At 61.4% G+C, this 19,955-nt stretch carries 16 protein-coding genes; 12 read left to right on the top strand and 4 right to left on the bottom strand.

Features of this window, described 5'->3' with window-relative positions; all coding sequences use genetic code 11:
• Positions 1-2 precede the first annotated feature (2 nt).
• Positions 3-362 (bottom strand): hypothetical protein, encoded by a 360-nt coding sequence (locus tag J3P75_RS03670; protein ID WP_434709353.1) that lies wholly within the window; start codon positions 360-362, stop codon positions 3-5.
• Positions 363-555: 193 nt separating this feature from the next.
• Here J3P75_RS03670 and J3P75_RS03665 point away from each other — a divergent pair, with 193 nt between their 5' ends.
• The 7 genes from J3P75_RS03665 to J3P75_RS03635 all read left to right on the top strand — a co-directional run bounded on the left by J3P75_RS03665 (position 556) and on the right by J3P75_RS03635 (position 7,018).
• Positions 556-1,122, top strand: a complete 567-nt coding sequence (locus J3P75_RS03665) for a hypothetical protein (protein ID WP_434709352.1) — start codon at positions 556-558, stop codon at positions 1,120-1,122.
• Between the two features lie 165 nt (positions 1,123-1,287).
• Positions 1,288-1,887, top strand: coding sequence for a DUF2796 domain-containing protein (locus tag J3P75_RS03660; protein ID WP_434709350.1), 600 nt, complete (start codon positions 1,288-1,290; stop codon positions 1,885-1,887).
• Between the two features lie 138 nt (positions 1,888-2,025).
• Complete coding sequence (locus tag J3P75_RS03655) at positions 2,026-2,736, top strand: ABC transporter ATP-binding protein (RefSeq protein WP_090286721.1); 711 nt, start codon at positions 2,026-2,028, stop codon at positions 2,734-2,736.
• 1 nt (position 2,737) lies between these two features.
• Entirely contained in the window at positions 2,738-4,003 is a 1,266-nt protein-coding gene (locus tag J3P75_RS03650) for an ABC transporter permease (RefSeq protein ID WP_434709349.1), read from the top strand.
• Positions 4,004-4,014: 11 nt separating this feature from the next.
• Positions 4,015-4,533: a DUF3299 domain-containing protein gene (locus J3P75_RS03645; RefSeq protein WP_203419672.1), complete on the top strand. Its 519-nt coding sequence runs from the start codon at positions 4,015-4,017 to the stop codon at positions 4,531-4,533.
• A gap of 221 nt (positions 4,534-4,754) precedes the next feature.
• A complete protein-coding gene (locus J3P75_RS03640) occupies positions 4,755-5,453 on the top strand; it encodes an OmpW/AlkL family protein (protein WP_016985285.1) in 699 nt (232 codons plus the stop codon).
• A gap of 422 nt (positions 5,454-5,875) precedes the next feature.
• Positions 5,876-7,018 carry an IS481 family transposase gene (locus J3P75_RS03635; protein WP_434709348.1) on the top strand — a complete coding sequence of 381 codons (1,143 nt, stop codon included), beginning with the start codon at positions 5,876-5,878 and terminating at the stop codon, positions 7,016-7,018.
• A 78-nt stretch (positions 7,019-7,096) separates the two neighbouring features.
• Here the strand turns inward: J3P75_RS03635 and J3P75_RS03630 are convergent, their stop codons facing one another.
• Both J3P75_RS03630 and J3P75_RS03625 read right to left on the bottom strand, forming a co-directional pair.
• Positions 7,097-8,029: an NAD-dependent epimerase/dehydratase family protein gene (locus J3P75_RS03630; protein ID WP_434709347.1), complete on the bottom strand. Its 933-nt coding sequence runs from the start codon at positions 8,027-8,029 to the stop codon at positions 7,097-7,099.
• Positions 8,022-8,906: a sugar nucleotide-binding protein gene (locus J3P75_RS03625; RefSeq protein ID WP_434709346.1), complete on the bottom strand. Its 885-nt coding sequence runs from the start codon at positions 8,904-8,906 to the stop codon at positions 8,022-8,024. Before J3P75_RS03625 ends, J3P75_RS03630 begins: the two co-directional genes overlap by 8 nt.
• Before the next feature lie 297 nt (positions 8,907-9,203).
• On the opposite strand from J3P75_RS03625, the gene J3P75_RS03620 reads away from it, so the two are divergent.
• Entirely contained in the window at positions 9,204-13,490 is a 4,287-nt protein-coding gene (locus tag J3P75_RS03620; protein ID WP_434709345.1) for a DEAD/DEAH box helicase, read from the top strand.
• A gap of 28 nt (positions 13,491-13,518) precedes the next feature.
• Here J3P75_RS03620 and J3P75_RS03615 read toward each other — a convergent pair whose 3' ends face one another.
• Positions 13,519-15,621, bottom strand: a complete 2,103-nt coding sequence (locus J3P75_RS03615; RefSeq protein ID WP_434709344.1) for a mechanosensitive ion channel family protein — start codon at positions 15,619-15,621, stop codon at positions 13,519-13,521.
• A gap of 291 nt (positions 15,622-15,912) precedes the next feature.
• On the opposite strand from J3P75_RS03615, the gene J3P75_RS03610 reads away from it, so the two are divergent.
• From J3P75_RS03610 to J3P75_RS03595, 4 genes are read left to right on the top strand one after another with little or no spacing between them, the layout of a single operon-like run.
• Positions 15,913-16,839 carry a DUF72 domain-containing protein gene (locus J3P75_RS03610; RefSeq protein ID WP_434709343.1) on the top strand — a complete coding sequence of 309 codons (927 nt, stop codon included), beginning with the start codon at positions 15,913-15,915 and terminating at the stop codon, positions 16,837-16,839.
• The gene (locus J3P75_RS03605) at positions 16,836-17,633 is read left to right on the top strand and encodes an endonuclease/exonuclease/phosphatase family protein (protein WP_203419676.1); all 798 of its coding nucleotides are present in this window, start codon (positions 16,836-16,838) and stop codon (positions 17,631-17,633) included. The genes J3P75_RS03610 and J3P75_RS03605 overlap by 4 nt, the downstream gene beginning before the upstream one ends.
• On the top strand, positions 17,630-18,904 hold the full coding sequence (gene clsB / locus J3P75_RS03600) for a cardiolipin synthase ClsB (protein ID WP_434709342.1): 1,275 nt from the start codon (positions 17,630-17,632) through the stop codon (positions 18,902-18,904). Before J3P75_RS03605 ends, clsB begins: the two co-directional genes overlap by 4 nt.
• Positions 18,901-19,887 (top strand): lysylphosphatidylglycerol synthase domain-containing protein, encoded by a 987-nt coding sequence (locus J3P75_RS03595; protein WP_434709341.1) that lies wholly within the window; start codon positions 18,901-18,903, stop codon positions 19,885-19,887. Before clsB ends, J3P75_RS03595 begins: the two co-directional genes overlap by 4 nt.
• The last annotated feature ends 68 nt before the right edge of the window (positions 19,888-19,955 follow it).

The following is a 19,955-nucleotide window of genomic DNA, read 5'->3' as shown; positions in this document are numbered from 1 at the left end:
GTTCACTCGATCCAGCTATAGAGCGGCGTGTCGGCGCCGCTCTGCACTTTCACCTGCGAACTGTGGCGCAAGCGCACCAGCAAACGCTTGCCGGCCGCCGCACTGCCGGTCAGCCCTTCCAACTGATCAAGCAGGTCCGGCCCGCTGAGCTGCCCGGCCTGACGCAACAGATCCTTCGCCACCTGCCACAACGCATCGTCCTGCCCCTGCGGTTTCGCCGCCGGCACCGCTGCAGCCACTTCAGACGGCGCAAGCGGTGCCTGAGCACTCAGCACCGAACCAAGCCTGGCCCAGTCACTGTCATCCAGCTCCACCGTCAAATCCACCGGCAGCGCGCCGACGGTTCCGCGTATCCGCAACATTGATTTCGCTCCTGCCTTTTTCCGACCTGCATGCTCCCACGGGACTTGTGTAGCGCCAAGTAAAGGCCGTCAAACACATCTGGTAATTCTCGGGCGATCGACTACATTAATTTCTTTTTTCGCGGGAAGGATCCCTAATGTCTTCGGGAAGAAAACTGGCCTCCAAGGGAGGCTACAAGTACAGCACTCCACAATGAAACGGTCTTACTGGTTCCTTCTGACAATCCCGCTCTTGCTCATCGTGGTATGGCGATTCTGGTCACCTGCGGATTTTTCAGCGTGTCCCCCAGATGACGCTGCCTCAGGCCCACTTACGCATGTCATTCGCGACTACTTCGAGCGAAACAACCGCACCGACTGGAAAGATATGGACGATCGATTCGACATAATTTCCACTCTCGATGGCCAAACCATTATCAACCAGCCGGAGACTTACGTCTGCGAGGCCTTGCAAATACTGCAAAGCCCGGCGTTCAGCCAGACTGAAAAAATCTTCACCACAGCGTTGATGTTCGAGTTGCCAATCACTGAATACATGGCCTTCATGGATCGCAGCCATCTACTGTACGCAGAGCACAGCATCGATCAAGAAGTGATGAAACTCGTATTATTGCCACGCGGAACGGCCATCAATTACTGGTGGCTGCCTGCTTGGCGACAGCGTTTCACTCGCGACGCTCCTGGCGTTTTCGACGCTAATCTGATCAACAATGTCCTATCGGGACACTATTGGTTTGAATATCCCGGCGCAGGCTTCTGATTCAACAAGCGTGACATCGAGTCTATGCACCGCCCGTAAATCCATCACGGGCGGTGCATAGTCATGTCTTGCGCAAAGCGGAGCACACGGGCAAACTCTGTGCGCTTTCGTTATAAGATTACATAACAAACTTTTCACTTTTCACTTTACGCTCTGGAGTTCGCCATGCGTCGTTTGTTGCTCGCTTTGCCGTTTGCCCTGTTGCCGCTGGCCGTTGCCTACGCCGCTGACGAGCATGACCACGATCATGACCATGAGCACGGCAGCCTCGGCGCCCATGAGCATGGCGTGGGTCGACTGAATGCTGCGCTCGATGGCCAGACTCTGGAGCTTGAGCTGGAAAGCCCGGCGATGAACCTGGTGGGTTTCGAGCATGCGGCCACTTCGGACGCTGACAAGGCCAAGGTCGCTGCCGCTCGTGCGCAGCTGGAAAAACCGTTGGCGCTGTTCAGCCTGCCGGCGGCGGCCGGTTGCAAGGTGGCCAGTCAGGAACTGGAAAGTCCGCTGTTCGGCGACAAGCCGGAAGCCGACGATCATGACGAAGATGAAGCGGACAAGGACGGTCATGAGCATCACCACGAGCACAGCGAAATCCATGCGCACTATCAGTTCACCTGCACTACGCCGGGCGCGTTGAAGACGCTGGATCTGGCGAACCTGTTCAAGACCTTCCCGGCCACGCAGAAGATTCAGGTACAACTGATCAGCGCCAGCGGCCAGCAAGGTACGGAAGTGACGGCCAAGGCGGCGTCGCTGAAATTCTGAGCTGTATGAAGATCCCCTGTAGGAGTGAGCCTGCTCGCGATAGCGGTATGTCAGACAACTTGTTATCAACTGACACGACGCTATCGCGAGCAGGCTCACTCCTACAAAAGCGTCACTCAATTACCTGACCGGTTGCACATGACCCAAGCACTCATCGAACTGTCCGACCTGGGCTTCAACTGGCCCGGTCACCCGCCGTTGCTGGACATTCCGGCGTTTCGTCTGGAAGCCGGCGAGACCCTGTTTCTCAAAGGCCCGAGCGGCAGCGGCAAGACCACCCTACTCGGTTTGCTCGGCGGTGTGCAGAAGCCGGGCCGTGGCAGCATTCGCCTGCTCGGCCAGGAACTGACCGAGCTGTCTGCCGGTGCCCGCGACACCTTTCGTGTCGACCATACCGGCTACATTTTCCAGCAGTTCAACCTGCTGCCGTTTCTCTCGGTGCGCGAGAACGTTGAACTGCCCTGCCATTTTTCGAAACTGCGCGCCCAGCGAGCGAAACAGCGCCATGGCAGCGTCGATCAGGCCGCCGCGACCCTGCTCGCTCACTTGGGGTTGAAGGACGAAAGCCTCCTCAGCCGCCGCGCCGATTCCTTGTCGATCGGCCAGCAACAACGGGTCGCCGCTGCGCGCGCTCTGATCGGCCAGCCGGAACTGGTGATCGCTGACGAGCCGACTTCGGCGCTGGACTACGACGCCCGGGAGAACTTCATTCGCCTGTTGTTCGCCGAATGCCGCGAGGCGGGCTCCAGCCTGCTATTCGTCAGTCACGATCAAAGCCTGGCGCCGCTGTTCGATCGTCACCTGTCCCTGGCCGAACTCAATCGCGCCGCCACGTCTGCCGAGGTCTGAGATGTATCTGTTTCGTCTGGCCATGGCCAGCCTGGCCAACCGCCGTTTCACCGCTTTGCTCACCGCGTTCGCCATCGCTTTATCAGTGTGCTTGCTGCTGGCGGTCGAGCGCGTGCGCACCGAAGCCAAAGCCAGTTTCGCCAGCACCATCAGCGGCACCGACCTGATCGTCGGCGCGCGTTCCGGCTCGGTGAACCTGCTGTTGTACTCGGTGTTTCGCATCGGCAACGCCACCAACAATATTCGCTGGGACAGTTTCGAGCACTTCGCCAACAACCCGAAAGTGAAGTGGGCGATCCCGATGTCCCTCGGCGACTCGCATCGCGGCTACCGGGTGATGGGCACCACCGAAGCCTATTTCGAGCACTACCAATACGGGCGTCAGCAGCACTTGGCGCTGGCCGACGGGCGCGCGTTTGCGACAGATCCGTTCGAAGTGGTGCTCGGTGCCGAAGTGGCCGAAGCCTTGCACTACAAGCTCGGCGACAAACTGGTGCTGGCCCACGGCGTCGCGGCGATCAGCCTGGTCAAGCACGACGACAAACCGTTCACCGTGGTCGGCATTTTGCAGCGCACCGGTACCCCGGTCGATCGCACGCTGCACATCAGTCTCGGCGGCATGGAAGCGATCCACATCGATTGGCACAACGGTGTGCCGGCGCGCGGCAACGGCCGGATCAGCGCGGATCAGGCGCGTAACATGGACCTGACGCCGCAAGCGATCACCGCGTTCATGCTCGGCCTCAACAGCAAGATCTCCACCTTCGCCTTGCAGCGCGAGATCAATGAATTTCGCGGTGAGCCGATGCTGGCGATTCTGCCTGGCGTGGCGCTGCAGGAATTGTGGAGTTTGATGAGCACTGCAGAAAAAGCGTTGTTCGTGGTCTCGCTGTTTGTGGTGCTGACCGGGTTGATCGGCATGCTCACGGCGATTCTCACCAGCCTCAACGAGCGGCGCCGCGAGATGGCGATTCTGCGTTCGGTGGGCGCGCGGCCATGGCACATCGCAAGCCTGCTGGTGCTGGAGGCGTTTGCCCTGGCGCTGACCGGGGCGATCGCCGGACTGGCGCTGTTGTACATCGGCATCGCCGCCGCGCAGGGTTACGTGCAGGCCAACTACGGGTTGTATCTGCCGCTGGCGTGGCCGAGCGAGTATGAATGGACGCTGCTCGGTGGCATTCTGGCGGCCGCGCTGCTGATGGGCAGCGTGCCGGCCTGGCGCGCTTATCGCCAATCCCTGGCCGACGGCCTGTCGATCCGTTTATGAGGAAGTTCACCATGCCCCGCGCCGTGCTCGCGCTGCTGTTGCTGATCGCCCTGCCCGTTTGGGCGGCAGCGCCGAAGGACCTGACGTGGTCGGAAATGATTCCGCCGGACGCCGCACCGGAAGTGCCGAACATGACCCCGTTGCATGACCTGTCGAAGATGGGCGATGCGCTGTCGGCCGAATCCGCCCCGGCGGCCAAGCAGGACCTGCCGAATGCGCCGGTGGTACAGAGCCTCGACGGCCAGAACATTCGTTTGCCAGGCTACATCGTGCCGCTGGAAGTCAGCGAAGAAGGCCGCACCACGGATTTCCTGCTGGTGCCGTATTTCGGCGCCTGCATCCATGTGCCGCCACCGCCGTCGAACCAGATCGTGCATGTGAAAAGCGAACTCGGTGTGAAGCTCGATGAGCTGTATCAGCCGTACTGGGTCGAGGGGCCGTTGCAGGTCAAGGCATCGAGCAGCGAACTGGCGGATGCCGGGTATCAGATGGAGGCGCAGAAGATTTATGCGTATGAGCTGCCGGAGTGAGTCCTGCAGTTTTGTATTGTCTGATCAGTTGGTATCGCGAGCAGGCTCACTCCTACAGGGGAACGCGTTCCAAATGTAGGAGTGAGCCTGCTCGCGATAGGGCCATCAAAGGTTCCGCAAAACTTTCCCATCACAGTTTCATTGAGCTGAGTCAAAAGACCGGATCAGCTGGCTTCGTACCATAGGGCATCAGATTTTTCTTATGTCCTTTCGGAGCCCCCATGAACAAGTCCTTGCTCAGCGCCTCGCTGTTTGCCCTCGCGCTCGCAGCCCCGCTCGCCCACGCCCACGAGGCCGGCGACATTCTGATCCGCGCCGGTGCGATCACCGTCAACCCGAAGGCCGACAGCTCCAGCGTCAAGGTCGATCAGGGTCCGTTGAGCGGCGCGAATCTGGGCGGCAAGGCGACCATGAGCAGCGACACCCAACTGGGTCTGAACTTCGCGTACATGCTCACCGACCACGTCGGCCTCGAACTGCTCGCGGCCACGCCGTTCGAGCATGACGTCAAACTCAAGGGCACCGCCCTGCCGGCTGCCAATGGCAAGCTCGGCACCCTGAAACACCTGCCACCGACCCTCAGCGTCGTGTACTACCCGCTGGATTCGAAATCGGCGTTCCAGCCTTACGTCGGCGGCGGCATCAACTACACCTGGATCTATGACGAGCACGTCGGCAGTGAAGCCAGCGCCAACGGCTTCAGCAACTTCAAGGCGAAAAACTCCTGGGGCCTGGCCTGGCAGGTCGGTGCCGACTACATGCTGACCGACAACATCATGCTCAACGCCCAGGTGCGCTACATCGACATCGACACCCGCGCTACCGTCGAAAACAACGCCGTCGCGCCGGGCACTCGTGCTCGGGTCAACGTCGATGTCGATCCGTTCATCTACATGGTCGGCTTGGGCTATAAGTTCTAAGGCGATTGACCGAACGTTCACGTGGTGGTGAATGAGGCTTGGTGGCGAGCAGGCATAGAACTGACGGCGACCGTACGCAGTTGATCGGGGGATAACATCCCCTTGCCACAGGAGTAGCGACATATTCCGGCCGTGAAAAAGGCGCCTGTCAAAGGGCGCCTTTTTCATAGGTGGGGATTTTGGGTGCGTTCGAAATCCTCGCCCCTCACCCCAGCCCTCTCCCGAGGGAGAGGGAGCCGATTTGGAGTTCTTCAAAACTTGAGTTCGGCTCGGTATTTCAGGTCGGCGTAACTCGATAGAACAACTCGGTTAGTCCCCTCTCCCCCTGGGAGTGTATGTACCGGACACATGGTGGACAGGTGTTCGGAGACATGGTGGACACTTTTTAATAGGCACATTGCTCATCATCAAGGAGATGACCTGTGTCCTGGCAAGAGGCATCCACCATGCAACTTCGTACAGAGTTTGTGCATTTAGCTCGGCAAGAAGGAGCGAATGTTCGGCAGCTTTGCCGTCGATTCAATATCAGCCCAAGTACTGCCTACAAATGGCTCAACAGGTTTGAAATATCAGGTGTAGAGGGGTTGCACGATCAGTCCCGTCGACCGAAAACATCACCGAAACGTTGTGCTGATGAGGTTGAGCAGCGGATTCTGACCATGAGTCAGCGATACGAGGCCTGGGGTGCCCGCAAGCTCAAGCGCGTGCTGGAAGATGAAGGCGCTGTGATGCCCTCTGTCAGCACTGTGCATGCGGTTTTGCAGCGTCATTCGCGTGTTGATCCAAAGGCTACCGAGATCAAACCATTTATCCGCTTTGAGCACGAAGCGCCTAACGATCTATGGCAGATCGACTTCAAGGGACATTTCAGTCTGAGCCACGGACGCTGCCATCCATTCACAATACTGGACGACCACTCACGCTTTTCGCTATGCATTGCCGCATGTGCCAATGAACAGCGCCAAACTGTACAAGACCATCTAATCCGGACGTTTCGACGCTACGGCCTGCCGTTGCGCATGACGATGGACAACGGCTCGCCATGGGGCGATCAGACTGGCGTTTATACTGCGCTGGAAGTCTGGCTGATGAGCCAGGGCATTAAGGTCGGTCACTCCCGGCCTTATCATCCTCAGACTCAGGGAAAACTGGAGCGCTTCCACCGCAGCCTGAAAAATGAAGTCCTGCAAGGCCGGTTTTTCACCGATCTCGACGACGCACAACGGGCGTTTGATACCTGGCGCGACATCTACAACCAAAAACGCCCTCATCAGGCGCTGGGCATGGCGGTGCCGGCGGCTCGTTACAGTGGCAGCCCAAGGGAATATCAGGAGCGACCGGCGGAACCGGAGTACAGCGACGCGGATGTGGTCAGGAAGGTACAGGTGGGAGGCGAAATCTTTTGGAGGAATCGGGAATACAAGATTGGAAAGGCTTTTTATGGCAGGTGCATAGCGATCAGGGAGACGACGGAGGACGGCATCCACGATGTCTACTGGAGTAGACATCGTGTCGCTCGAATCGACTTGAACTTGCAGATCGTGACGGCAGGTAAGAAGATCTAAAACCGTCCACCATGTCTCCGAACATGTGTCCACCATGTCTCCGGTACATACAGGGAGAGGGTTAGGGTGAGGGCTCTATCAGCCACGCCCCAACAACCGCGCCAACCCAACACTCATCGGCGTCTGCGCCGGCATTTCAAACCGCTCCAGCAGACGCCGGTTATCCGCCCGCGAATGGCGAATATCACCCGCCCGCGCCGGGCCATAACTGATCGGTGGCAGTTCACCGACCACCACTTTCAATGCTTCCAACATTTGCTTGAGACTCATCGACTGGTTCCAGCCAACGTTCACCGCGCCCACCTGCACATCAGGCTTTTCAAGCCCCTGCACCAGCAGATTGACCAGATCCTCGACATAGAGAAAATCGCGGGTCTGCTCGCCATCGCCGAACACGGTGATCGGCAGGCCTTGCTGCGCGCGTTCGCTGAAAATGCTGATGACCCCGGAGTACGGCGAGGACGGATCCTGGCGCGGGCCGAAGATGTTGAAGAAGCGGAAGATCACCGGTTCCAGGCCATGCTGGCGGCGATAGAAATCGAAATACTGCTCGCCGGCCAGTTTGTCCGAGGCGTACGGGGTCAGCGGAGCTTTCGGCGTGTCTTCGCTGATCGACTCGCCCTCGCCGTTGTTGCCGTAGACTGCTGCACTGGAGGCGTACAAAACCCGTTTGACGCCGGCCAGACGCATCGCTTCGCAGACATTCAGCGTGCCGATGAAATTGCTCTGGTGAGTCTTCACCGGATCGTCCACCGACGCCTGCACCGACGCCACCGCCGCCAGGTGGGCGACTGCGCTGCAGCCGTGCATGGCTTGCGCCACCAGTGCCGCATCGGCGACATCGCCGACGATCAGTTCAACCTTGGGATTATCCAGCGGCAGGTTGCTGCGTTTGCCGGTCGACAGGTCGTCGAGCACCCGCACCGAGTGACCCTTGGCGAGCAACGCGTCGGTCAGGTGCGAGCCGATGAAACCGGCTCCGCCGGTGATTAGAACGATACCTTCAGCCATGACGGTAGAACCTGTCCAGTAAGCCCGGGAGTGCGGCACGCCAGGCGCGTGGCTTGATCCCGAAAGTGTGCAGAATTTTCTTGCAGGCCAGCACCGCGTGTTGCGGCTCTTCGGCAGCGTCGGGCCGTGCGGCGTGTGCCTGGGCGGTCGGCGCTTCGATGGCCAGTGCGTGCAGGCTGCGTGCTTCGGTGAGAATCGCCTGGCCCAGCGCCAGCGGCGTGGTCGCTTCATGGCCGGCGTAGTGATACGTGCCCCACAGCGGCGCCGCGCAATCGAGTTGCTTGAGCACCGAAATGATCACCCGTGCAGCGTCGTCGACCGGGGTCGGGTTGCCGCGGCGGTCATCGGCCAGCAGCAACTCTTCCGGTTGCTCGGCGCGGGCAAGGAAACGCCCGAGGGTGCCGTCCGGGCTGTCATCGAGCAGCCAGCCGAAACGCAGCAACACGTGCTGCGGGCAGGTGGCGCGCACGCTCTGTTCGATACGCCACAAGGCTTGCCCGCGCAGGCCCAGCGGCACCGGTTCGTCTTTTTCGCTGTAGGCGGTGGCGCGCGAACCGTCGAACACCCGGTAACTCGACGGCTGCACGAGGACGATGTTGTGGTGCCGGCACAGTTCGGCCAGACGTTCGATCGCGCGTTCCTGCCCGGCCATGCGGGTTTCGCTGACGGTCTCGGCCTGGAACCAGTCGAAATAGTAGGCAAGGTTGATCAACGCATCGGGACGGGTGTCGTCCAGCAGTTGCGTCAGGCTCGCGGCATCCCAGCCGGTTTCGGGCGGGCGGGGGGCGAGGAAACCGATGTCTTCCTCCGCACCGAGGCGAATCAGCGCCTGCCCAAGGGCATTTCCGCCGCCCAGTAACATAAGGCGCATTCGCATAGAGTCAGCAGGCCCAGTCTGATTGGAACGATGGCTTTAGCGACGGATCTCGTGGAACCGTCGTCGATAATTGCCGGAATCGTTGCATTTTGCGGGTTTAGTGCGCAACCGTCATCCGTAATGTGCACATCCCGCAATTTGTATTGTCCCGACTACCGCTATCGCGAGCAGGCTCACTCCTACAATTGGAACGCGTCCCCCTGTAGGAGTGAGCCTGCTCGCGATAGCGTACTTCCAGCCGCTGAAGATCCCCAGCGGTACTTGCATCTTCCCTCCCCCGCCCGCATAACTTTATCCATGAATCTGCCCCTACCCGCCGACAGCGCCCTGGCCGGTTTCCACCCTGCCGTCAGCGCCTGGTTCAGCCACACGTTCCCGGCGGTCACCGCTGCCCAGGCCCGTGCATGGCCGTTGATCCGTCAGCGCCGCTCGACGCTGATCGCCGCGCCGACCGGTTCCGGCAAAACCCTGACCGCGTTTCTCGCCGTACTCGATGATCTGGTTCATCGCGGCCTGGAAGCCCCCCAAGGCCTGACCGATGAAACCCTGGTGGTTTACGTTTCGCCGCTCAAAGCGTTGTCCAACGATATCCAGATCAACCTGCAGAATCCGCTGGCCGGCATCACCGAACAACTGCGCCGACTGGGCCTGCCCGAGCTGCAGATCACCACCGCCGTGCGCACCGGCGACACCCCGCAGAAAGACCGCGCGGCCATGCGCAAGACCGCACCGCATATTCTGGTGACCACGCCGGAATCGCTGTACGTACTGCTCGGCTCCGAGTCAGGCCGCAAGATGCTCGGCACCACGCGCACGGTGATCATCGACGAAATTCACGCGATGGCTGCCGGCAAGCGCGGCAGTCATCTGGCCTTGAGTCTGGAACGCCTGCAAGCCTTGTGCAGCGAACCACTGACGCGCATCGGCCTGTCCGCCACGCAGAAACCGGTCGAAGCCGTGGCGCAGTTTCTCGTCGGCCATGAACGGCCTTGCGAAATCGTCGACATCGGTCATGCCCGCCCACGGGAACTGGGCATTGAAGTACCGCCGGTGCCGTTGTCGGCGGTGATGGCCAATGACGTCTGGGAGCTGGTCTACAACCGCCTCGCCGATCTGGCCCGCGAACATCGCACCACGCTGATTTTCGTCAATACCCGGCGCCTGGCCGAACGCCTCAGCCGGCACCTGAGCGAACGCCTCGGCAAGCATGCGGTGGCGGCGCACCACGGCAGTCTCGCCAAGGAGTTTCGCCTCGATGCCGAGCAGCGGCTCAAGCGCGGCGAACTGCAGGTGCTGATCGCCACCGCGTCGCTGGAACTGGGCATCGATATCGGCGAAGTCGATCTGGTCTGCCAGATCAGCTCGCCGCGCTCGATTGCCGGTTTCCTGCAACGGGTCGGCCGCTCCGGCCACCAGGTCGGCGGCACGCCGAAGGGACGGTTGTTCGCCACCACCCGTGACGATCTGATCGAATGCGCCGCCCTGCTCGATTGCGTGCGTCGCGGTGAACTCGACACTTTGCATATTCCCCAGGCGCCGCTGGATGTGCTGGCGCAGCAAATCATTGCCGAGGTCAGCTGTCAGGAATGGCCGGAAGACGCCTTGCTGGCCATGTTCCGCCGCGCCGCGCCCTATCACAATCTCGACGAAAAACACTATCAGGCGCTGCTGAGCATGCTCGCCGAAGGCTACAACGGCCGCCAGGGCATCCGCAGTGCGTATCTGCACCGCGACGCCGTCAGCCGCACCTTGCGCGGCCGGCGCGGTGCGCAACTGACCGCTGTGACCAGCGGCGGGACGATTCCGGACAACGCCGATTACAGCGTGCTGCTCGAACCGCAGGGCCTGAACATCGGCAGCGTCAACGAAGATTTCGCCGTCGAGAGCATTGCCGGCGACGTGTTCCAGCTCGGCAATACGTCGTACCGCATCCTGCGCGTGGAGGCCGGCAAGGTGCGCGTCGAGGATGCCCACGGCCAGCCGCCGACCATTCCGTTCTGGCTCGGCGAAGCCCCGGGGCGCAGCGATGAGCTGTCCGCCGCGGTGGCACGCCTGCAAGCGCAGCTCGACGAATTGCTCGGCGCCAGCCCCGGCGATCTGCAACCGGCGCTCGACTGGCTGACCCAGACCCTGGGCCTCAACCTCGCCAGCGCCGAACAACTGGTCGAGTATCTGGCCCGCGCACGGCAGACCCTCGGCGCCCTGCCCTCGCAGGACACGCTGCTGATGGAGCGGTTTTTCGACGAATCCGGCGGCACGCAACTGATCATCCACACGCCGTTCGGCAGCCGCATCAACCGCGCCTGGGGCCTGGCCCTGCGCAAGCGCTTTTGCCGCACCTTCAATTTCGAATTGCAGGCCGCCGCCAGCGAAGACGCGATCGTGCTGTCGCTGTCGACCAGTCACAGCTTTGAACTCGACGAGGTGTGGCGCTACCTGCACAGCAACAGCGCCGAACATGTCCTGATCCAGGCCGTGCTCGACGCGCCGCTGTTCGGCGTACGCTGGCGCTGGAATGCCGGGGTCGCGCTGGCGCTGCCGCGCTTTACCGGCGGGCGCAAAGTCGCGCCGCAGTTGCAGCGAATGAAAAGCGAAGACCTGATCGCCAGCGTGTTTCCCGATCAGATCGCCTGCCTGGAAAACCTCGCCGGCGAACGAGAGATTCCCGAACACCCGCTGATCGAACAAACCCTCGACGATTGCCTGCACGAAGCGATGGACAGCGAAGGCTGGCTTACGCTGTTGCGACGCATGGAACGCGGCGAGGTGCGCCTGATCAGCCGCGACCTGCCGGCGCCCTCGCCGCTCGCCGCAGAAATTCTCAGCGCGCGGCCGTACACCTTTCTTGATGACGCGCCGCTGGAAGAGCGCCGCACGCAAGCGGTGATCAACCGGCGCTGGAGCGACCCGCAATCGACCGATGACCTTGGTGCGCTGGACGCCGAGGCGATCGTCGCCGTGTGTGAAGAGGCTTGGCCTACGCCGAACTCGGCGGACGAAATGCACGAAGCGCTGATGAGTCTGGCCTGTATCAGCGCAGCGGAAGTTGCCGCGAATGACGGCTGGCACGACTGGCTGCAAACCTTGGCCAGCAGCGGTCGCGCGTGTTGCCTGCAGGTCGATGCCGAGCATTCTTTATGGCTGGCCCGCGAACGCCTGACCTGCCTGCAAGCGCTTTATCCACAGGCCACGCCGCATCCCGAACTGGACGCGTTACCGGGCTTCGACGCGGCGTGGAGCTTCGATGATGCCTTGGTCGAAGTGATCCGCGCGCGCCTCGCCGGGTTCGGCCCGCTGCCGTTACCCGCCATTGCGCAACCACTGGCGCTGCCGACTGCGCAGGTCGCGCAAGCCCTCGCTCAGCTGGAGCGTGAGGGTTATGTGCTGCGTGGCCAGTTCACGCCGAATCTTGATCACGAAGAATGGTGCGAACGGCATCTGCTCGCGCGCATCCATCGCTACACGGTCAAGCGTCTGCGCCGGGAAATCGAACCGGTGGCGTTGCAGGATTTCATGCGCTTCCTGTTCGATTGGCAGCACTTGTCGGCCTCGACGCGTGGTCAGGGCAGCGCGGTGTTGCCGGCGATTGTCGGCCAGTTCGAAGGCTACGCGGCAGCGGCTTCGGCGTGGGACAGCGACATTTTGCCGGCACGGCTCAAGGACTACTCGCCGAGCTGGCTGGATGATCTGTGCCGCAACGGCAAACTGGTGTGGACGCGCCTCAGCGCTCGGCAAAAGGTCAGCGGCACGGCGTTGCGCAGCACACCGATCGTGTTGCTGCCGCGCAGTCAGGTCGGCTTGTGGAGTGCGCTGGCGGAACAGACGCCGGTGGACGAACTGTCGCCGAAGACCCGCAAGGTCTTCGACGCCTTGAGCCAGCACGGCGCGTTGTTTTTCGATGAGCTGACTCACGAAGCGCACCTGCTGCGCAGCGAACTGGAAATCGCCTTGCAGGAACTGGTCGGCGCCGGGTTGGTAAACGCCGACAGCTTCGCCGGCCTGCGCGCGCTGATCACCCCGCCGAGCAAGCGCCAGCAGCGCAGCAGTCGGCGCGGGCGCGGCGCGTTTGTCGGCGGTATGGACGATGCCGGACGCTGGGCGTTGTTGCGCCGCGGTGCGGCTGTGGATAACAGCCAAACGTTGGAGCATGTCGCCATGACCTTGCTGCGCCGCTACGGCGTGGTGTTCTGGCGCTTGCTTGAACGTGAGGCGGACTGGTTGCCGAGCTGGCGCGAGCTACTGCGCACGTTCCATCGACTCGAAGCGCGTGGCGAGATTCGTGGCGGACGCTTTGTCAGTGGTCTGGCGGGTGAACAATTCGCCCTGCCCGAAGCGATTCCCCTGCTGCGCGAAGTGCGTCGGCGCCCGCATGACGGCAGTCTGGTGATGGTTTGCGGGGTCGATCCGCTGAACCTCGCCGGGACCTTGTTGCCGGGGGTGAAAGTGCCGGCCTTGGCGAGTAATCGGCTGGTGTATCGCGATGGGATTGCGGTGGCGGCAATGATTGCAGGCAAGCAGCAGATCTGGGTGGAGCTGGATCACGCTGCGGCGGAGCAGGTGCACAGCAAGCTGATCCGACATTGAGGCCGGGACATGCAACGCGTCATTCAGATCAGATCCGCGACTCCTGCGGCACCTCCGCCCCCGCCACCTCCTCCACCGCCTGACGCTTGGGCAACATCACCTGCTGTGGATAAGTCTGCGCAAAATGTACATTCGCAGTGTTATCCACAAGCTTCTTCAAACGCTGATTGAACGCCCGGCTAACCGCATATTGCCCGCCCGAGACCGTGCGGAATTGCGCGGTCAGCACCACGCCGTTGAGGTCCATCCGGTCGACCCCGAATACATCCAGCGGGCCTTGCAGGTTGTACTTGAGGAACGGGTCTTCGCGGATCGAATCGCCGGTCTCGCGGATCAGTTCGATGGCCCGGTCCACATCGGTGTCATAGGTGAACTGCACCGAGAAAAACGCGAAGGCGAACTGCCGCGACTGGTTGGTGACCGCTTTGATCTGGCCGAACGGCACCGAGTGCACGAAGCCCTTGCCGTCGCGCAGGCGCAGGGTGCGGATGGTCAGCCCTTCGACCGTGCCGGCATGCCCGGAATCGAGCACCACCCAATCGCCGATCGACAGGGTGTCTTCGATGATGATGAACAACCCGGTGATCACGTCCTGGACCAATTGCTGCGAGCCGAAACCGATCGCCAGACCGACCACCCCGGCACCCGCCAGCAATGGCGCAACGTTGATCCCCAGATTGGCCATGGTGGTAATCGCGCAGATCACCACCAGGATGATTTTGATCGCGTTGCGCAGCAGCGGCAGGATGGTTTTCACCCGCGTACTCGGCTGGCGCGCTGCGCGTTTGCTCAGCGGCGGTTTCAGCGCTTCCTGAATTGCCGTGTCCAGCACCACCCACAGCAGCCACGTCACCAGAAAGATCAGGCCGATGCTGCTCAAGGCTTCGCTGATCGCCCGGCCCACCGCACTGCTCTGGGCAAAATCGAGCAGCGACACGCCCCAGATCCGCCCGAGAATATCGAGAAAGGCTATCGCGATGACGATCCGCAACAACGCGTGCAGCAGGCTCAGAAAACGTTCCTTGTAGGCGCTGCTGCGCTGGATCGCTTCGGCCTTGCGCGATTTGAACAGGTGCTGCAGCACGGTGCTGAGAAATACCGTGCCGATCAGCAATACCGTAGTGAACAAGGCGCAGCGCAGGGCTTTCTGATTGTCCTCGCCGATGCCGATCAGGCTGACCGCCGAGACCAGCACCATCAGCACGATCGGCCAGTACCACAGCCCGGAAAAAATCCGCAGCGACTCTTGCAGTGACGGCTGTTTCAAGCGCTGGCTCAGCGAGCGGTTGCGGATCAGATGCGCCACCGGGCGGCGCAGGCGGATCACCAGCAAGCCGAAAATGATCGAAGCGATCAGGCCGGTGAACACGGCGATGCTGCTGGTGATGTTGCCGCCCAGTTGCCGGGCGATCTGCGGACTGGTCAAGGCATCGCTGAGCGCGGCAAGAAAGCCGATCAGGAACAGCGGTCGCGGGCAATATTGGCGGATGATTCGCGCGGCGGTGCGTTTGTGCCCGACATTGAACACCACGACCACGCACAGCAGCATCGAGGTGGAAAAGATGCCGCTACTGGTCGCGTACGCCAGACACAGCGCCAGCGCGCGGCCAACCGAGGCTTGCAGAAAGTGGCTGACGTACAGGGTCAGCGGCAGGCAGATCAACGCTGGCACGGTGTACGGCAGCAGATAACCGAGCAAATCCTGACCGCGCTGGCGCGTACGCAGCCAGCGGCCTTCGCGCAGGCGTTTGGTCAACAGGCTGCCGAGGACGGTCAGCACGGCAAAGCTGCCCAGCCAGGCGCCGGACAAGGTGAGGAAATCCCCGGCGACGCTCCAGCCAGAGCGGTTCGAGGGTTGCTTGACCAGTTTGTCGACTTCATCGGCGGCGCGGTCGGCGCGCAGGCGCCAGGCGTCGACCAGATCTTCGTTGAGGTCGAGTTTTTCCTGCACGTCATCAATGCTGGTACTGATCGCGCCGAGCAACCCGCCCTGCACCAGCGGCTCGGGTTCAGCAGCTTTTTCAGTGGTTTCGGCGCTGGCCGGAACGCCCGGCAACGCAGCAGCCTCGACTTCACTGGCGCCGAGAAACAGCAGCGCGCCCAGCACAATGGCGATCCTGAACCTGGTCAAAACGCGGGACTCCTGTGGGTGAACCTGTAAGGAACTGATCGGTAATTGCGCGGCAAGTTCAGCCATCAGGACCACACACATCCCCTGTGGGAGCGAGCCTGCTCGCGAAGGCGGCTTTATATTCAACCTCTTTGCTGACTGACCCACCGCTTTCGCGAGCAGGCTCGCTCCCACAATGAATCGGAGGCGATTGGCGATCGCGACCGCCCGTAACACCGCCGAAACTTTCCCGCCCCCGCCGCAGTCATCACAAAACACCGGCAACACGAGGACTTTCTACGGGAGGATGGGATGGCGGCGATTCACATCGGTATTTCAGGCTGGCGTTACACCCCGTGGCGCGGGGACTTCTACCCGAAGGGGCTGGCGCAGAAGCGCGAATTGCAATTCGCCTCGCGCGCCGTCAACAGCATCGAAATCAATGGATCGTTCTACGCCCTGCAACGGCCGGAACGCTACGCCCAGTGGTACGCAGAAACCCCGGACGACTTTGTGTTCAGCGTCAAGGCACCGCGTTTCATTACCCATGTGCGGCGCTTGCGCGAGATCGAAAAACCGCTGGCGAACTTCTTCGCCTCAGGCGTGCTGGAACTCAAGGAAAAGCTCGGGCCGATCCTCTGGCAGTTTCCGCCCAACTTCAAGTTCGAGCCCGAACGCTTCGAAAACTTCCTCGCTCAGTTGCCACGCGACACCGAAGCCGCCGCCGCGCTCGCCCGTCAGCATGATGAGCACCTGCGTGGCCCGGTCAGCGTCAAAGCCTGGCGCAAGAAACCGCTGCGCCATGCGGTGGAAATCCGCAACGACAGCTTTATCGATCCAGAATTCGTACGCCTGCTCAAGCGCCATAACACCGCGCTGGTGATCGCCGACACCGCCAATAAATGGCCGTACCGCGAAGACGTCACCAGCGATTTTCTCTACTTGCGCCTGCACGGTGCCGAAGAACTCTACGCCAGCGGCTACAGCGCCGAAGCCCTTGAACGCTGGGCCGAACGCATCGATGCCTGGCACCACGGCGGGCAACCGCAAGACGCGCAGCTGATCGCCCCGCGCCTGAAACCGCGACCGCGCAAATCCCGCGAAGTGTTCTGCTATTTCGATAACGACATCAAAGTCCGTGCGCCCTATGACGCGCGCAACCTGTTGCAGCGCTTCGATCTCGACCAGGACCTCGCCACCGCGCCTGGCGAACCCGCTGGCGAAGGAGTGTTGGCATGAGCATTCCAGAACCGGTCGGCTTTACCGACGAAGGCTCGGTGGTCGCACCTGCGGTACGCACCTTCACCGTGCTGACGGTCAACACGCACAAGGGCTTCACTGCGCTCAACCGGCGCTTCATCCTGCCGGAGTTGCGCGAAGCGGTGCGCAGCGTCGCCGCCGATGTGGTGTTTTTGCAGGAGGTCCACGGCACCCACGAACACCACCACAAGCGCTTCGACAACTGGCCAACGATGCCGCAGTACGAATTTCTCGCCGACAGTCTCTGGCCACAGTTTGCCTACGGGCGTAATGCGGTGTACCCGGATGGCGACCACGGCAATGCGCTGCTGTCGAAATTCCAGATCATCCGTCACGACAACCTCGACGTGTCGATCAGCGGCCACGAGAACCGCGGCCTGTTGCATTGCGTGCTGCGCTTGCCCGGCGACGGCGCCGAGGTGCATGCGATCTGCGTGCATCTGGGCTTGCGTGAGAGTCATCGCAACGCGCAACTGGATCTGCTGATGCAACGCCTGGCCGAGTTGCCGCAGGACGCGCCGGTGATCGTTGCCGGCGATTTCAATGACTGGCGCCAGCGCGCCGATGCGCAACTCAAGCCGTGCGGTTTGCGCGAAGTGTTCGCCGAGCATCAGGGCAAGCCGGCGCGCAGCTTTCCGGCGCGCCTGCCGACCCTGCGCCTGGACCGCATCTACGTGCGCAACCTCAAGGCCAGTCAGCCGAAAGTTCTGGCCAATCGGCCCTGGTCACACCTTTCCGATCATGTCCCGTTGTCGGTGGAGATCCAATTATGAGCAGCTCGCCACTGGAGAAATCCGCCGTGGAGCCGATGACCATCACCCCGCCGATGCGCGAGCCCGGCCACGTTGACGTGCAGTACCGCTGGCACGGCGGTAACCGCATCGAACTGCTGGAGAACGGCGAGGAGTATTTCCCGCGAGTGTTCGAGGCGATGCGCGCGGCGAAAAGCGAAATTCTTCTTGAGACGTTTATTGTTTTTGAAGACAAGGTCGGCGCCGAGCTTCAGGAAATCCTCATCGACGCCGCGCGGCGTGGCGTGCGCACCACGGTCAGCCTTGACGGTTTTGGCTGTGGCGAGCTGAGCACCGGCTACCTCACCGCATTGAGCGACGCCGGTGTGCATTTGCAAATCTTCGACCCGGCGCCCAAACATCTAGGCATTCGCACCAACTGGTTCCGCCGTCTGCACCGAAAGATCGTGGTGGTCGACGGCACGATCGCATTCATTGGCGGGATCAATTTTTCCGGCGATCACCTGGCCGATTTCGGCCCCGAAGCCAAGCAGGATTACTCGGTGGAAATCCAGGGCCCGGCGGTCGCCGATATTCACCACTTCGCCCTGCTGCAAAGCGGTCGTCCCGGACGGGCGAAATTCTGGTGGCAGCGCCGGCGACAACGGCGTGCCGAAATGGCTTTCAATGACCACGACGGCCAGGTGCGCCTAGTGTTCCGCGATAACGATCAGCACCACACCGACATCGAAGATGTGTATTTGCAGGCGCTGCGCCACGCCAAACACCGGGTGGTGATCGCCAACGCCTATTTCTTCCCTGGCTATCGCTTGCTGCGCGAGATCCGTAATGCCGCGCGCAGGGGTGTTGAAGTACGCCTGATTCTGCAAGGTCAGCCGGACATGCTGGTGGCCAAGATCGCCGCACGCATGACTTACGATTATCTGCTCAAGGCCGGCGTGCAAATTCACGAATATTGCCAGCGCCCACTGCACGGCAAAGTCGCGCTGATGGACGAAGAATGGAGCACCGTCGGTTCGAGCAATCTCGATCCGCTGAGCCTGTCACTGAACCTTGAAGCCAATGTGCTGATCCGCGATCGCGCATTCAATCAACATCTGTACGAGCGCCTCGAAGACCTCAGCCGCAACCACTGCAAAGCCATGGACCCGGCGAAGTTGCCGCGCGGGCGCATCTGGCACATGACCGTGGGGTTTCTGGTGTTCCACTTCCTGAGGCACTTCCCGGCAATGGCCGGTTGGCTGCCGGCACATAAACCAAGGCTCAAGCCATTTCGAGGAGACCTGACATGAGCCATACCGAAACACATTCGGCCGAGCAGTCGGCGCCGGGGCAACATTCGAAATGGAGCCGCTGGAAGCGTCCGCTGACGCTGCTGTTCTTTCTCGCCCTGATCGTCTTGCTGACCATGTTCGCCATGCGCATCGAATGGGCCGAGGTCCTGCAAACGCTCGCCGACTTCAAGTTGCGTACGCTGATCATCGCTGCCAGCCTGACGCTGCTGAGCTTTCTGGTGTACGCCAGTTTCGACCTGATCGGCCGCACTTACATTCGTCAGGATCTGACCTGGAAACAGATCCTGCCGGTGGGAATCATCAGCTACGCATTCAACCTCAATCTCAGCGCCTGGGTCGGCGGCATCGCCATGCGCTATCGCCTGTATTCGCGGCTGGGGGTGAGCAAGAGCAACATTGCCAAGATCCTCGGCCTGAGCCTGGCGACCAACTGGTTCGGCTACATGACCATCGCCGGCGTGGTCTTCACCAGCGGTCTGGTGAGCATGCCACCGGGCTGGAAAATCAGCAGCACCGCGTTGCAGGGCATCGGCGTTCTGCTGTTGCTGGTGAGCGCCGGATATCTGGCCGCATGCCGCTTTTCCAAACGCCGTGAATGGTCGATTCGCAACGTCGAAATCAACCTGCCGTCGCTGCGCATGGCGGTCCTGCAACTGCTGCTCGGCGCGTTGAACTGGTCGCTGATGGCGGCGGTGATTTTCACCCTGTTACCAAGCAAGCTCGATTATCCGTTGGTGCTGGGCGTGTTGCTGATCAGTGCGATTGCCGGGGTCATCACGCATATTCCGGCCGGACTTGGCGTACTCGAAGCGGTGTTCGTCGCGCTGCTGCAACACGAGGTCTCGCGCGGCAGCCTGGTGGCGGGGTTGCTGGCGTATCGGGCGATTTACTTTCTATTGCCGCTGCTGATCACACTGGTGATGTATCTGGTGGTGGAAGCGAAGGCCAAGGCGTTGCGGATCGAGAAGAAACCTTCCTGAGCATTGCGGTGAGGCTGACGGCGCCATCGCTAGCAGGGCTAGCTCCCACAGGTTGGAATGCATCCAAA

It is taken from the genome of Pseudomonas sp. R1-1 (genome assembly GCF_051132135.1).
Classification (GTDB): Bacteria; Pseudomonadota; Gammaproteobacteria; order Pseudomonadales; family Pseudomonadaceae; genus Aquipseudomonas.
Note: the sequence above shows the minus strand (reverse complement) of the source record. Positions and strands in the feature narration are given on the sequence as shown.